Below are 15089 nucleotides of genomic sequence, written 5' to 3'. Positions count from 1 at the left end.
ATAACAATAAAAAGGGTTAGAATCTATTTTCAAGATTCTAAACCCCTAAGCACCAATATTATCTGGTAATTGCTATTTAAGTTCAACTTCTGCTCCTGCTTCTTCAAGTTGTGATTTGACCGATTCGGCTTCTTCCTTTGATACACCTTCCTTAACAGGCTTAGGGGCACCGTCAACCAACTCCTTAGCCTCTTTCAGACCAAGTCCGGTCAGTTCCTTAACCAGCTTAACTATCTGCAATTTTGCACCACCTGGTGCTGTCAGTATCACATCAAACTGTGTCTTCTCTTCAGCTGCCGCACCTTCGGCTGCAGCGGGACCTGCAACTGCAACTGCAGCTGCAGCAGGCTCAATACCATATTCATCCTTAAGGATCTGAGCCAGCTCATTTACCTCTTTTACAGTCAAGTTAACCAATTGCTCTGCAAACGCTTTTAAATCTGCCATTTTTTGTAGAATTTAATTTTGATTGTTCTGATTTTTTACTCTTTTTCTGATAAAGTTTTTACAATTCCTGCCAGCTTGCCGCCACCGGACTGTAGGGCCGATACGACATTTTTGGCGGGTGACTGGAGTAGCATAATTATGTCTCCTATCAGCTCTTCGCGTGACTTGAGCTGGGAAAGAATATCTACCTGGTCGTCGCCAAAGTAAAAGGACTCCTCAACGAATGCTGCCTTAAGCAAAGGCCTCTCATGCGTTTTGCGGAACTCCTTTATAAGTTTGGCAGGAACATTGGCTGTTTCCGAAAACATGACCGATGTTGAATCTTTCAGAACATCGTACAGGTTGTCGAAATTTTTTTCCGATTGCTCAAGTGCTTTCCTCAGCAGGGTATTTTTTACCACCACCAGGTTGATGCTTCTGTCAAAGCATTTCCTTCTCAACAGGCTTGTATCAGCCGCATTCAGGTCGGAAATGTTTGTCAGGTAAAAATGATCATACCTGTTCAGCTTTTCGGTAAGCTCCTGAATAATCACGTTCTTATCTTCTCGCTTCATTATTGTTGATTACATTAAACAATTTGTATAAGACATGGAATAAATCCCGGTTAAATCAATTCATATAAAACCTTTTCTTCCATATCTGTAAAATTTTAATAAAGCAGTCAGTGGCTTTCATTTCCCCGGAAGGGAAATTTTTCAATCCGGAACTGCCTTGCTAATCAACTGACTTAGGATCAATTTTCAGACCGGGGCTCATAGTGCTTGAAAGATATATGCTCCTTATGTATGTACCTTTCGCAGCAGCAGGTTTGAGCTTAAGAATGGTCTGAATAAACTCCCTGGCATTCTCAACCAGCTTGGGAGTTTCAAAAGATACCTTACCTATCGAAGTATGAACGATACCAAACTTGTCTACCTTGAAATCGATCTTACCTGCCTTGACCTCGGTTACGGCCTTTCCGATATCCATAGTAACCGTGCCGCTCTTGGGATTAGGCATCAGTCCGCGTGGCCCCAGTATCCGGCCGAGCTGTCCTACCTTTGCCATAACAGAAGGCATGGTTATAATAACATCCACATCTGTCCATCCTCCCTTGATCTTCTCAACATACTCGTCAAGACCGACATGATCTGCACCGGCAGCTTTAGCCTCTTCCTCCTTGTCAGGTGAACACAAAACCAGGACCCGTATCTCCTTGCCGGTTCCGTTGGGCAGGGTAACAACTCCCCTGACCATCTGGTTGGCTTTTCTCGGGTCTACACCAAGCCTCATATCAATATCGACCGATGCATCAAAACGTGCGGATGTTATATCCTTAACCATCTCTGCTGCCTCGCTCAATTTGTAAAGCTTACCGGGTTCAAGTTTCTCCAGAGCTGCTTTTCTGTTTTTAGTGAGTTTAGTCATTATCAATAGATATAATTATCAATTAGCAAAAGGGGAAGCTCCCTTTACGGTTATCCCCATACTCCTGGCTGTACCGGCCACCATCTTCATTGCCGACTCAACAGTAAAAGCGTTGAGGTCGGGCATTTTGTCCTCGGCAATCTTTTTTACCTGGTCCCATGTTACCGAAGCCACCTTCATACTGTTGGGTTCAGAAGAACCTTTCTGTACCTTGGAGGCTTCCATCAGCTGAACTGCAACCGGCGGGGTCTTAACGATAAAATCAAACGATTTGTCAGAATAGACCGTAATAATTACCGGCAACAGTTTTCCAGCGCTTGACTGGGTCCTGGCATTAAATTGCTTGCAAAACTCCATGATGTTAACACCCTTGGCGCCAAGCGCCGGGCCCACCGGAGGAGACGGATTGGCGGCGCCACCCCTGATCTGCAACTTAATTAATCCAGCAACTTCTTTTGCCATAGTTTTACTTTATTTGCTTTTTGTGCAACGGTTACTTCCTGGAAGCTTGTCAATAACCGTCTTTGTTATATGAAACATCCGCTGTCAGATCCTGTGAAAAATTCTGCATGATCCTGATTCGGTTGGTTCATAATACATGAAAAATTAATATATATGAAAGGATGCGTAACAGTTTCCTGATTAATCGCTGCCAGATGCAGCTACTCTTTCTCAACCTGCATAAAACTCAGTTCCAGAGGTGTCTTGCGCCCGAATATCTTTACCATCACCTTGAGTTTTTTCTTCTCATCATTCACCTCCTCAATTATCCCTGTAAAGCTGTTGAAGGGTCCATCTATAACCTTGACGGCTTCACCGACAAAAAACGGCACATTGATCTCCTCCTCACTTGCAGCAAGCTCATCTACCTTTCCGAGTATGCGGTTTACCTCGGACTGGCGCAGCGGCACCGGTTCATCGCCCTTGCTGCTGCCAAGGAACCCGATAACATTCGGGATATTCTGAAGTATGTGAGGTATCTCACCGGCAAGAACTGCTTCAACAAGCACGTATCCCGGGAAATAGTTTCTCTCCTTGCTGATCTTTTTCCCGCTTCGTATCTTATAGACCTTTTCGGTCGGGATCAGAACCTGTGAAATATAGTCCTGCAGGTTCAGCCTGTTGATCTCACTTTCCAGGTATTCCTTGACTTTCTTCTCCTTCCCCCCGATAGCTCTGAGTACGTACCACTTTTTTATGTTATCACTCATTACAACTCCCGCATTAATAGAATATGCTGTAAATAACCTCCATAAAATTTTCAAAAACCATATCCATTCCAAAAACTATCATGGCTATGATGAAGGAGGCGATCATAACCACCACGGCTGAATTCTGCAGCTCCGCCCATGTTGGCCAGGACACTTTATGTACAAGTTCGGTAAAAGCTTCCTGAAAATATGTCTTGATTCTCATGTTGAAATTAATTAGCACGGGTGGAGAGACTCGAACTCCCAGCCAACGGTTTTGGAGACCGCTACTCTACCAATTGAGCTACACCCGTGTCTGGAATGCAAACAGGCAGAATGCCCGCGGGCATTCACCTGTTTCCTGTTCGGTACTAATCCAGAACTTCAATAACCTGTCCGGCTCCGACGGTACGTCCGCCCTCGCGTATTGCAAACCTGAGGTTCTGATTGATGGCAACGGGGTAGATAAGCTCAACTGTTATCGTAACGTTATCTCCGGGCATAACCATTTCTGTTCCCTCGGGAAGCTTGATCTCTCCGGTAATGTCAAGGGTCCTCAGGAAAAACTGCGGACGGTAATTGTTGTGGAACGGAGTGTGACGCCCGCCTTCATCCTTCTTCAGAACGTATACCTCAGCCTTGAACTTGGTGTGAGGAGTGATCGATCCGGGCTTGGCTATAACCATACCCCTCTTGATCTCCTTCTTGTCGACACCTCTGAGCAGCAGCCCTACATTATCACCTGCCTCACCGCGGTCAAGTATCTTACGGAACATCTCAACACCTGTAACAACAGTCTTCCTTTCTGCACCAAGGCCTACAAGCTGCATCTCTTCGCCCGAGTTAACAACACCAGTTTCAATCCTGCCGGTGGCAACAGTACCACGTCCCGTGATCGAGAACACATCTTCGACAGGCATAAGGAAAGGCTTTTCAACATCCCTCGGGGGAACAGGAATAAACTCGTCAACTGCGGTCATAAGCTCCATCACCTTCTCTTCCCACTTCTCCTCTCCGTTGAGGGCGCCAAGCGCCGAACCGTGAATAACGGGTGCATTGTCGCCATCAAAATCGTAGAAGCTCAGCAGCTCACGAACTTCCATCTCAACAAGCTCTAGTAGCTCGGGATCGTCAACCATGTCAACCTTGTTAATAAAAACAACAAGGCGGGGTACGTTCACCTGGCGTGCAAGAAGTATATGCTCACGTGTCTGGGGCATGGGTCCGTCAGTACCGGCTACAACGAGAATTGCACCATCCATCTGCGCGGCACCTGTAACCATGTTCTTAACATAGTCGGCGTGACCTGGGCAGTCAACGTGTGCATAGTGACGTGCTTCGGTCTGATATTCAACGTGTGCAGTATTGATGGTAATACCTCTCTCCTTCTCTTCGGGGGCATTGTCGATCTGATCAAAGGTCTTGATCTCTGAAAGGCCCTTTTTTGAAAGCAAGAGTGTAATCGCTGCAGTCAAGGTGGTTTTTCCATGGTCGACGTGACCTATGGTTCCGACATTGACGTGAGGTTTGGTTCTTTCAAATTTTGCTTTTGCCATAACTCCAGAATTATTAGATAAAATGATATAAAATTATTGGTTTCAAACTCTGTAAAAACATTAAATATTCGAGCCAATGATGGGAATTGAACCCATGACCTCTTCCTTACCAAGGAAGCGCTCTACCTCTGAGCTACATCGGCAATGAAAGAGCGGGAGACGGGACTCGGACCCGCGACCCTCAGCGTGGAAGGCTGATGCTCTACCAACTGAGCTACTCCCGCTTGTGCAACTGGTGGGGAGAGAAGGATTCGAACCTCCGAAGTCGTGCGACAGCAGATTTACAGTCTGCCCCAGTTGGCCACTTTGGTATCTCCCCCTGTTACTTTTACCACACTTGAGCCGATGGACGGATTCGAACCCCCGACCTGCTGATTACAAATCAGCTGCTCTGACCAGCTGAGCTACATCGGCATCAAAAAGAACGTACGATCACGAGGTTACCCTCCAAAATCGGTTTGCAAATGTATAAATATTTTGGCAATAACCCAAAAATAACAATCTATTTTTTCTGATAAGATACGGAGATACAAACTACTGGTTAATCAGCCAATTGCATCACCGGGATCAAATCATATCTTTCTCAGTTTTTCCTTTTTCTTTTTGGCCTGCCTCCTGAGGGCCTCAACCGTGAGATCAGTTGCCTCTTCAAAGGTCTTGCCCTGCTTCTTGGCGAAGAGGCTGTTGCCGGGTATATCCAGCTTGATCTCTGTTATCTTGTTTTCCATATCCTGTGAATTCTCCAGCCGGAGAAACACTTCAGCGGCAATAATGTCATCATTGAACTGCGCCAGCTTGTTTACCTTCGACTTTATGAAGTTAATAAGCTTGATGTCTGCATCAAACCTGACAGAATGAATTTTGATATCCATATTGCTTTCCTCCTCTAGTTTATGCTCGCGGGTGAGCCTGTTTATAAATCTTTTTCAGTTTTTCAAATGAGTTGTGCGTATATACCTGCGTTGCGGCGAGGCTTGCGTGCCCAAGCAGGTCCTTGATCGCGTTCAGGTCGGCGCCGTGATTCAGCATATGGGTTGCAAAGGTATGCCTCAGCATATGCGGCCCCCTCCTCTCTACAGTTGTAATAAGCTTCAGATAATTCCTTACCACGCGGTAGACCAGTTCGGGATATATTCTTTTGTTGCCGGCTGTCACAAAAAACGGGTTGCCGGGCAGCAGGGTGCCGAACTGATGTGCCTTTACTGCCAAATACTCCCTGATGGTCCCTGCAAAACTTTGCCCAACCGGCACATATCGCTGCTTATTGCCTTTTCCGCGGACTTTTATCACCATTGCCCCGGTATCCACATCCCTGTTATCAAGCCTGATCAGCTCAGACCTTCTCATACCGGTAAACCAAAGCATTTCAATTATAAGCCGGTCGCGCACACCGGCATAGTCCGTTCCGAAATCGACATCATCCAGAAGCATGTTCATCTTATCTTCGGGGATAAATCCCGGCAGGCGTCTGCCTGCCCTGGGAAGTGTAACCTTAACGACCGGGTTGGCCTCAATATCTCCTTTTCGTAACTGGTACCGGTAATATGAAGCAAGGGCAGAAATCTTCCTCCTCACTGTTACAGGGGTGGTTCCCTCTTCCATCATCTGCACGATCCACCTTCTGATGTACCTGTGCTCTGACCCTCTTATCATTTCACCTGATCCCTCTGAAACAAGGAAAGCCAGAAACTGTTTCAGGTCATTCTCATACGCTTTCAGCGTATGCTCAGAGTACCGTCTTTCAGTTTTCAGGTAGATAATAAAGGAATCTATTTGCATGATGCATTGTGGAAAAATGTCCGGTAACCTGTGGAAAGTTTGTACTTACGTTTACAAACCGGCAGGACGAACTACTCTTCTTCCCGCTGCAGCTTCTGAATGTATATGGCCTTTTTGACCTGCTCCCTGCGTTTGACAGAAGGTTTTGCAAAAGCCTGGCGGCTTCTCAGTTCCTTTACAACTCCTGTCTTCTCGAACTTCCTTTTGAATTTCTTCAGAGCTCTCTCGATGTTTTCGCCCTCTTTCAATGGTACAACGATCATATGCAATTTTTTTAGTGAGCCGCAAAATTATTATTAATAATGTTTATTTCAAAACATTTTTATTCCAAACATTATTGCCTTACGCCTTAAAATTACAAAAATCCCGGCAAAAAATCCACCATGAACATAAATATTTGGCCCGGTTATTTGCTCACTCAAGGTAGAACCTCAGCCTTTCGGCCTCAAAGCGCGAAAACAGCGGTGAAATAAAAATATCATCGTAACCGGTATTTATTTCGCTTTCGCGGAAGCGAACGATCCAGACAACCTGGTCGTAATCGAGGTACGGATGCCTGAGCAGGTCCCTGAACTCCCCTTCCGAAAGGTCAAGTTTGGAGATCATTGATCGATCGGCATCCAGGTAGTGAACTATCTGAAGGTACCGGGATGAATCAACACCGTATACCTCAAGAAGCTGCGAAGTGCAGTAATACCCTCCCAGGAGCTCCCGGTACCTCAGTATCCGGCGTGACAGGACAGGGCCCAGGCCCGGCACTGCCATAAGGCAGGCCGTGTCGGCGCTGTTGAGCTCTACCGTGAACCTGACCGGGACATTCCGGCCGGCAGTCCGGCCGATGCCGCCATCCCGCAACATTTGTACACCAACTGATCCTGATGCAGCAGCAGTCGCACCCTTTGCGTCACCTGATCCCTCAGTAGCAGTCGCACCCTTTGCGTCACCTGATCCCTCAGTAGCAGGCAGACTAAGTACACCGTCAGACCCTGCATCAGTAACCGGCGCACTCTCCCCAACATGCATTCCCGTCTCTGCAAGCGGCAGCTTCTGGTTACCGGATGAATCCGGAACAACACCCTGAAGATTCGTCACGACAGGCGATCCCGTATCAGCACCAGGCGCCCCTTCATCCCCGGTGCCGTAGAACCGGGCAATCAGCTCCAGTAGTTCCTGGTCTGGTTCGTAAACTGCCGGTCCCCTCACAACCTCGTACAACCAGGGAAGAACCAGCAAAAGCATCATTATTACAGCCAGTGCCGTCGCCCCGTTCCTTTCAGAACGTGTGAAGGTGAGCCAGGAGGCCAGGAACTGCCGTAGTTTTTCCATACCGGTGCTGTTGGTCCTGTGGGTGCAAAGCTTATTGCATACATAAGTTACCAAATTAGCGGGAAAAAAACAAGCAGGGTATTATTTTACCTGCAGGGTTTGATTTCACCCGATCTGAGTCTTTTCAGGTAGGATTCAAGGTCTTTTTTCACCTCGGGCGCCAGTATTATAAGTCCCGCGATATTAGGAAAGGCCAGGCTGAGTATCATCATGTCAGAAAAATCGATCACCGACCCAAGGTTGGATGATGCCCCCACCACTATGAAGAAAAGGAAAAGAAGCTGGAATGTTACCGCAGCCACCTTTTTGCTGCCAAACAGACGAACGGAAAAACCGCCCAGCAAAAAATCAAATCCTTTCAGCCCGTAGTATGACCATGATATCATGGTGGAGAATGCGAACAGCAGGATTGCAAGTCCAAGTAAATAAGGAAACCAGCTGAACACCGTAGCAAAAGCAGCCGAGGTCAGCGGAGCACCCTCCAGTCCCCCGGGATTCTTGTACATACCCGTAAAGATGATCACCATAGCGGTCATGGTGCAGATGATCACAGTATCAATAAAGGGTTCAAGGAGAGCCACAAACCCCTCGCTTACCGGCTCATCTGTCTTTGCAGCCGAATGCGCTATAGATGCGGATCCCAGGCCGGCCTCATTCGAAAAAGCCCCCCTCTGAAAACCGGTTATAAGTACCCCTATTACGCCACCCTTGAGGGCCGGGGCAGAGAAGGCACCGCGCACTATAAGCGAGAAGACCTCACCTATCTGGCCTATATTCATGATTATGATCACGAGCGAGGTCCCTACATAGAGAACAGCCATAAACGGAACTATCCTCGAAGTCACCCTGGCAATGCTCTTTATCCCGCCAATGATAACTATACCAACCAGTAAAGCCAGTACCAGTCCGAATACAAAACCCATCCTTTCCATCGGAGGGAACAGGTACACAAGCTGGGAAAATGCCTGGTTGGACTGGAACATGTTGCCGCCGCCGAAGGAGGCAACCACCATCATTACAGCGAAGACAAATGCCAGTACCTTTCCTGTATATTTCAGGTTTCTTTTTGCAAGTGCATCCCTCAGGTAATACATCGGTCCCCCGCTCACCTCGCCGTTCTCATCTATCACCCGGTACTTCATGCCCAGGGTGCATTCGGTAAACTTGAGCGACATACCGAAGAACCCGGCCATGATCATCCACAGCGTGGCGCCCGGCCCCCCGATAGCCATGGCAATTGCCACTCCGGCAATATTGCCCAGCCCCACGGTGGCCGACAATGCCGTGGAAAGGGCCTGGAACTTTGAAACTTCACCATGGTCCCCGGGTTTGTCATACCTGCCGCATACCAGTCCCACCGCATGCCTGAAACCCCTGATATTTATGAACCCCATTCTCAGGGTAAAGAAAGCGCCTCCGAATATGAGCCATATAACCACCAGCGGCACCCTTGCGCCAATGTCAATTCCCATGGCAGCCACCGGATCCCAGAAAAGAACCGCAGAAAGCATCTCAACCAGGGGTTCAAACCAGGCGTTGATCTTTTCAGCTGTGGTAAGTTCCGGTGTCATCGGCAGGTTTGCAATATTTCAGTGTCTTTAAATGATCAAAACCTGAGCAGGCCAAGTCCGTAAATAAATACAAGCGTTATTGCCACCGGTGCAACGAAACGCACAAGAAAGATGAAGACCGGGAAATATCCGAGCCTGTAGACGCCATCATTTGATATCTCGCGCCTCGCAGGGGCAGATCCCAGGTACCAGCCCACGAACATAACTATGAAAAAGCCCCCCAGAGGAAGCAGCAGATCAGAGGCGGTGAATTCCATCAGGTTGAAAAAATCCATTCCAAAGATGCTCACATCCGACATTATGCCGAATGAAAGTGTGCAGAAAACCCCCAGTACGGTTATCATGACCGATGCAAACACCGTAGCCATTTTTCTGGTAAGACGAAGCTCCTCAACAAAGTAAGCCACTACCACCTCCAGAACAGATATCGATGAGGTGAGAGCCGCGATGGCAAGAAGGATGAAAAATATGAGTGCAAAGAAATAACCTCCCGGCATCTGAAGAAATATATTGGGCAGTGTTATGAACACAAGTCCGGGACCCTCACCGGGATCAATGCCAAAGGCAAATACGGCAGGGAATATGGCTACACCGGCCATCAGGGCAATGATCGTATCGGCCGCTGATACCTGGACCACCGTTCCCGGCAGGTTCTCCTTCCTGCCGATATAGGAACCGTATGTTATCAGTGTGCCCATTCCGAGGCTCAGAGAAAAGAACGCCTGTCCCAGGGCGCTTAGCATGGCATCGGCCGTAATGGCTGAAAAATCGGGTTTGAAAAGAAAAGCAATTCCCTCGGCAGCCCCCGGCAGGGTGACGGACCTGACACATAGAATTATTATCATCAGTATTAGGACCGGCATCAGCACCTTGGTGTACTTTTCTATTCCCTTCTTAACGCCGGCGGCAACTATCCAGGCAGTCAGTATCATGAATACAAGCTGCCAGAAAAGGGGTCGCCAGGTACCCGAAATAAAATCGCCGAACATCAGGTTGAGTCCGGCATCACTATGACCGGCAAATGAGTTGGTAACCGACTTGAAAACATACTCAAGGGTCCATCCCGCAACAGCACTGTAGAATGAAAGGATCAGGAAAGCTGCAGCCACTCCCATAACCCCCACCAGGTACCAGGGGGTGCCCGGAGCCAGTTTCCTGAACGAGCCTATCGCATTACGCTGCCCCTTCCTGCCGATGGTAAACTCGGAAAGCATTACCGGCAGTCCTATGGCAATAATGAAAACAAGATATATAATAAGGAAGGCGCCCCCTCCGTTCTCCCCTACCACGTATGGGAATCTCCAGATGTTTCCAAGACCCACGGCCGATCCTGCTGCAGCCGCTATGATCCCGAACCTGCTTCCGAAGTTTTCACGGGGAGTAAAATCAGATCCGCTCATTTACAATGTATATTTGGGTGAAATTTCGGGGCGCAAGATTGTAAATTTTGTCGGTTTATACAAGACAAACAGATCTAAAAAGGATATCCTATTCCTATATTGACGGCAAAATCATCCTGGAAGTTCAGCGACCGGTTCAGCGGTATCCACCTTTGCCCCTCCGGGTAAGCAGGATTGCGCAGCTTCACGCCCATGTCGAAACGGAATATAAAGAATGAGAAATCAAACCTGAGGCCCATACCAGTACCTACGGCAATATCATTGTAAAAACTGTCTAAACGGAATAACGCACCCTGCCGACCGTCATTATCATCAATTGCCCAGATATTGCCGGCGTCCAGGAAGAGTGCGCCCTCCAGCACCCAGAAAAGGTCAAAGCGGTACTCCAGGTTAGCCTCGAGTTTGATATCGGCCGTCCGGTTCGGGAAGGACCTGTCGGCCGGTTCATGGAAGGAGCCGGGGCCGAGTGACCTCACCTGCCATGCTCTTATGCTGTTCGCGCCACCTGAAAAATATTTCTTCTCGAATGGAAGGGCCGTAGAATTGCCATAGGGAAGTCCGGCACCGGCAAAAAACCGGTATACAAGCGAATTATCGTCATCAAGCTGACGGTAATACCTGACATCAATGTCGGTCTTGAAATATTGTGCAAACCCGGTGCCCAGCACCCGGTAATACCCGTCGTCCCTGGGCCTGTCGGCCATGCTGCTGTAGGCGGCAAGGATATTGCCGGCCACCTCGGCATTGAACCGGAGAAAGACAAAATCGCCACGCCTTCTGATGTCCTGGTTATTGAAGATAAAGCTGTAATTGGTCTCCGTAACCATATGGTCCCTGAAGCTCGCCTCAAGGTTGTAGCGGCGTATTATTTCCTCAAATTCGGGCGCCGCATAGGGCAGGCTAACCAGGTTTATCTCAACAGGATTAATTATGTGTGTTGTAAATTCCGATCCCCTCCATGTATAGCCGAAAGCTGCATTGGCAATGGTACGTGTATAGTCGGGACGCAACTGGTAGTTGTAGGCAGCGGCAAGGTTGGTGCGCGGATTGTAACGTCTTACAAAACTAACAGAACGCAAAGGCAGCATGAACCTTGGTATCTGCAGCCCTGCCTCGGCACCATATTCATAGGTATTCCTGAAAGAGCGGCTGTAAGACTCACTCAGGGTCTCTATCGCACCCTTGATCCTGAAATCAAAAATCTCGGCTCCCCCGAAAAAATTTCTGTGCTGGTATGCGATGTTCCCGCCAAACCCGAAATCGCCTGAGGAGTTTGTACCCTCCAGCTCAACGGTATAGGACTGCTGGTTAAATGGTGTCAGATGTATCCAGGCATCGAGCCGTGGCAGGGTGTCCCCTGTCCGGTTCCCGGTATCAACGGGTTGGCTTTCATCGTCCACTAAAAACGGACCTTCAGAGTCTTCGTAGAACTGGCCCTGATCAATGTCTGACGACGGGCCCTGATCGCCATCGAAAGGCGTGCCTTGATTGTCGTCAACCGGAAGGAGTTCATCACCGTCAACTCCGGGATTGATACCGGCTTCCGAAAGCCTTATATTTACAAGCCGGTATTGCCTGAGTGCAAACATGTGACGGTAAGTCCTGTCCTCATTCTCCTTCCTGTAGATGTCGCCCGGCAGCAGGAAGGTCGATTGCGCAAGCACCCTGGCCCTTACCGGCATCTCTTCCCTGTAGAGATAGTGCATATCCCTGAACATGAGCGTATCAAATTCCCGGTAGTATTCATCGGGACGGTCAATGGCCCCCCTCGGGTCATAGGAGGGGATCACATATACATCTCCTATACGGAACCTGCGGTGCGGCACTGATTCAAACCTTCCGCTCTCCCTTCGCTGCCTGTACCGGCTGATCCCCAGTGTCAGGTCAACAGCCTTGTCGCCTGCCGTGGTATCGGCATTGAAATATACATGCTCCCTGGTGAAGTAATAATAACCCTCGTTGCGCAGGTGTTCCGCAATTCTCAGCCGTTCATCCTGCAATATATCAACGTCAAAGATGATTCCCGGACTGATAAGGGAGTTGGCCGTATCGGCCAGGACTATTTCTCTCAGTCCCTCATCATCAAACTGGTAGTTCAGCGCCGAAACGTAGTAAGGCTCGCGCGGTTCTATAACATATGTCACTACTGCCCTTTTCCTCCTCAGGCTTACCGTATCATCAACTATGGCGTTATAGAACCCCTTGTTGCGAAGATACTGCCTCAACTGGGTTGAAGACCTGTCTGTTATGAACGGGTCATAAATAACAGGTTCCTCGCCTATACTGCGCAGCCAGTTGTGCGGCCACCCGTCCTTCACGGGATTGGCCATATTGTAGAGCCAGAGATGGAACCTGAAACCAAGTATTCTCTTGTTCGGCCTCTGCCTCACATATCTTCGCAGTTCCTCCCTGTTAATATCATTGGTGGGCGCCTCAATCCTGTAGCGGTCAAGAAGATGGTTGCTTTCGGGTATGTGCCGCGCAGGCCGGCAGGAAAGAAGCCCTGCGGCCATTAAAACAATGGCAGGGAGTAACTGTATAATCCTGCTATATAAGAATTTTGATCTCAATTTCTTTGAAATACAGAATGACTTGTTTACATTGCCGGCAAAAATACACCAAATTTTTTGCATCCGAAATCATACACCTTATGAACACCTTATCTCTCTTGTAAAAATAAGAAAAAACATGTCCGGACTCCCAGGTTTGAAATTCATATCATCGCTCAAACATAAAAAATACCGTCGCCTGCACAATCTTTTCGTTGCAGAGGGTGAAAAGATGGTTGATGACCTGCTGAAAAGCAGCCTGCACACTGAAGCGGTCTATGCCACCGGACAGTGGTTCGCCGAAAGAGATATAGAACCTGATGGTGGCAAACATGATCAGGTTGAAGCCGGGAGTCGATGGCTCGTTGGAAAGGATAAGGTGCCGGGCGGAACAGAAAGCGAAGTGAGAGGAAAAGCATTTCGTTCCGGCTGCCCCTTTTACAGGATAACAGAAAAGGAGCTGCAGCGCATCAGCAGCCTCACCACTCCCAACAAGGTTCTGGCCCTGGTGCGCATCCCCTCATACAGCGAAGATCACGAAAAGATGAAGAATTCGCTGACGCTGATACTTGACAGGATCAGGGATCCGGGTAACCTGGGTACACTGGTGAGGTCGGCGGACTGGTTCGGGGTGGATACCCTGGTACTGTCAGAAGATTCAGCCGAGATGACAAGCCCCAAAACAGTCCAGTCCACTATGGGCTCGCTGTTCAGGATCAGGTACCATTATGTGCACCTTCCCTCATTCCTTGCATCACCCCGGTTTTCAGGAGTCCCCGTTTATGGTGCATCTTCGGGCGGATCATCAGTATGGTCACATCCGCTTTCGAAGGCGGGGTTCCTGGTGCTGGGCAATGAATCGCAGGGGATCTCACCGGAGGTTGAAAAGCTGGTTACCCACAAAATAGGCATACCCCGGGGCAGGCCGCGCGGTCAAACTGAATCACTGAATATTGCAGCGGCAGGAAGCATAATAATGGCCGAATTCAGCCGCCGGATGTTTGACGGCACCTGACAGCAAACCGGCAATACCGGTAATGCCATCATCACCGGCTCGGGTATCACTCGAAATGGAAGGAGAGGATGAAAAGATTTGAATGGAGCCTTTCGATCGTATCCTGGTACCGCTGACGCCTGCTGGACCGGGGTTCCAGCACATGAAGAAATCCGGTTGCATATTTCAGTTCTGTTGAGAACTTGAAGAACGGCAGGTAGAAATCAATGCCGAACCCTGTTTCAAGGTACACATCAAAAGGCTTCAGGCTAAGGTAAATCCCATCCTCCTCGCTGAAGTTCTTCGCAAGGTCATACCTGAGGCTTGTACCGGCAATCAGATAGGGCCTGTAATTGTTTATGCGGACCGATTTATATTTGAATATGAACGGGAACTCAATAAACGACGACTCCATGTCCTGATAGCCTTCTTTTATGGGCTCACTCCTGCTGTCCCATCCGCTCTCGCCGGGTACTCTTCCTCCTGGAATACGGTAGTAATTTATCCTGCGCTGCCCGAATGCGACCCCGGGAAGCATCCTGAAATCAAAGTGGTTCCCGAGCCTGAAGTTGGATACAATATTGATGTTGAACCCCGGAGTAAGGGTGCTTACCTCTGCAAATAAGCCTTCATTGACAGCATATTCAGATGCCCTGATCCTGAAATCCATAGTGTTGACACCCAGGGTAAACCCGAAATGCATGGCCCTGTGGTCATACTCGGGCATGTTGCGCACTATGACCCTCTGTGCGCCTGCGGTAAGGGGAAAAAGCAATAACAATATAAGAAAACGGTTCCTCAAGTCATTCATGTTAAAGGGGCAAATATACAGACAACATATTAATTAACTGCCAGGGACAATAAAATATT

General features: G+C 48.6%; 16 protein-coding genes and 5 tRNA genes. 1 reads left to right on the top strand and 20 read right to left on the bottom strand.

The genetic code is table 11. The features are described from left to right. Positions 1-72 precede the first annotated feature (72 nt). The 19 genes from EA408_09595 to EA408_09505 all read right to left on the bottom strand — a co-directional run bounded on the left by EA408_09595 (position 73) and on the right by EA408_09505 (position 13309). Positions 73-447: a 50S ribosomal protein L7/L12 gene (locus EA408_09595; protein ID TVR71243.1), complete on the bottom strand. Its 375-nt coding sequence runs from the start codon at positions 445-447 to the stop codon at positions 73-75. Between the two features lie 35 nt (positions 448-482). After that, positions 483-1001 (bottom strand): 50S ribosomal protein L10, encoded by a 519-nt coding sequence (locus EA408_09590; GenBank protein ID TVR71242.1) that lies wholly within the window; start codon positions 999-1001, stop codon positions 483-485. A 160-nt stretch (positions 1002-1161) separates the two neighbouring features. Next, complete coding sequence (locus EA408_09585; GenBank protein TVR71241.1) at positions 1162-1854, bottom strand: 50S ribosomal protein L1; 693 nt, start codon at positions 1852-1854, stop codon at positions 1162-1164. 18 nt (positions 1855-1872) lie between these two features. Then, positions 1873-2316 carry a 50S ribosomal protein L11 gene (rplK, locus tag EA408_09580; protein TVR71240.1) on the bottom strand — a complete coding sequence of 148 codons (444 nt, stop codon included), beginning with the start codon at positions 2314-2316 and terminating at the stop codon, positions 1873-1875. Between the two features lie 200 nt (positions 2317-2516). After that, the gene (gene nusG, locus EA408_09575; GenBank protein TVR71239.1) at positions 2517-3065 is read right to left on the bottom strand and encodes a transcription termination/antitermination factor NusG; all 549 of its coding nucleotides are present in this window, start codon (positions 3063-3065) and stop codon (positions 2517-2519) included. Positions 3066-3078: 13 nt separating this feature from the next. Beyond that, positions 3079-3270 (bottom strand): preprotein translocase subunit SecE, encoded by a 192-nt coding sequence (gene secE, locus EA408_09570; protein TVR71238.1) that lies wholly within the window; start codon positions 3268-3270, stop codon positions 3079-3081. Between the two features lie 12 nt (positions 3271-3282). Further along, positions 3283-3358, bottom strand: a tRNA-Trp gene (locus tag EA408_09565). A 57-nt stretch (positions 3359-3415) separates the two neighbouring features. Continuing rightward, positions 3416-4600, bottom strand: a complete 1185-nt coding sequence (tuf, locus tag EA408_09560) for an elongation factor Tu (protein TVR71237.1) — start codon at positions 4598-4600, stop codon at positions 3416-3418. Between the two features lie 68 nt (positions 4601-4668). Continuing rightward, positions 4669-4743, bottom strand: a tRNA-Thr gene (locus tag EA408_09555). A gap of 8 nt (positions 4744-4751) precedes the next feature. Next, positions 4752-4824: transfer RNA gene (locus EA408_09550), tRNA-Gly, on the bottom strand. Positions 4825-4833: 9 nt separating this feature from the next. Beyond that, positions 4834-4919: transfer RNA gene (locus EA408_09545), tRNA-Tyr, on the bottom strand. A gap of 18 nt (positions 4920-4937) precedes the next feature. After that, positions 4938-5014, bottom strand: a tRNA-Thr gene (locus EA408_09540). A gap of 158 nt (positions 5015-5172) precedes the next feature. Then, positions 5173-5472, bottom strand: coding sequence for an HPF/RaiA family ribosome-associated protein (locus EA408_09535; protein TVR71236.1), 300 nt, complete (start codon positions 5470-5472; stop codon positions 5173-5175). A gap of 19 nt (positions 5473-5491) precedes the next feature. Then, positions 5492-6379, bottom strand: a complete 888-nt coding sequence (locus EA408_09530; protein TVR71235.1) for a hypothetical protein — start codon at positions 6377-6379, stop codon at positions 5492-5494. A gap of 71 nt (positions 6380-6450) precedes the next feature. Then, positions 6451-6642, bottom strand: coding sequence for a 30S ribosomal protein S21 (locus EA408_09525; protein TVR71234.1), 192 nt, complete (start codon positions 6640-6642; stop codon positions 6451-6453). Positions 6643-6793: 151 nt separating this feature from the next. Further along, positions 6794-7759, bottom strand: coding sequence for a helix-hairpin-helix domain-containing protein (locus tag EA408_09520; protein TVR71233.1), 966 nt, complete (start codon positions 7757-7759; stop codon positions 6794-6796). Between the two features lie 32 nt (positions 7760-7791). After that, the gene (locus tag EA408_09515) at positions 7792-9276 is read right to left on the bottom strand and encodes an alanine:cation symporter family protein (GenBank protein TVR71232.1); all 1485 of its coding nucleotides are present in this window, start codon (positions 9274-9276) and stop codon (positions 7792-7794) included. A 35-nt stretch (positions 9277-9311) separates the two neighbouring features. Next, a complete protein-coding gene (locus EA408_09510) occupies positions 9312-10676 on the bottom strand; it encodes a sodium-dependent transporter (protein TVR71231.1) in 1365 nt (454 codons plus the stop codon). Positions 10677-10750: 74 nt separating this feature from the next. Beyond that, the gene (locus EA408_09505; GenBank protein ID TVR71230.1) at positions 10751-13309 is read right to left on the bottom strand and encodes an outer membrane protein assembly factor; all 2559 of its coding nucleotides are present in this window, start codon (positions 13307-13309) and stop codon (positions 10751-10753) included. 55 nt (positions 13310-13364) lie between these two features. On the opposite strand from EA408_09505, the gene EA408_09500 reads away from it, so the two are divergent. Further along, on the top strand, positions 13365-14240 hold the full coding sequence (locus EA408_09500) for an RNA methyltransferase (protein ID TVR71229.1): 876 nt from the start codon (positions 13365-13367) through the stop codon (positions 14238-14240). 46 nt (positions 14241-14286) lie between these two features. Here EA408_09500 and EA408_09495 read toward each other — a convergent pair whose 3' ends face one another. Beyond that, on the bottom strand, positions 14287-15030 hold the full coding sequence (locus EA408_09495; protein TVR71228.1) for a PorT family protein: 744 nt from the start codon (positions 15028-15030) through the stop codon (positions 14287-14289). Positions 15031-15089: the final 59 nt, after the last annotated feature.

This window comes from Marinilabiliales bacterium, assembly GCA_007695015.1.
In the GTDB taxonomy this organism is placed as follows: Bacteria; Bacteroidota; Bacteroidia; order Bacteroidales; family PUMT01; genus PXAP01.
The sequence above is the reverse complement of the archived record's forward strand: the minus strand, read 5'-3'. Positions and strand labels throughout refer to the sequence as shown.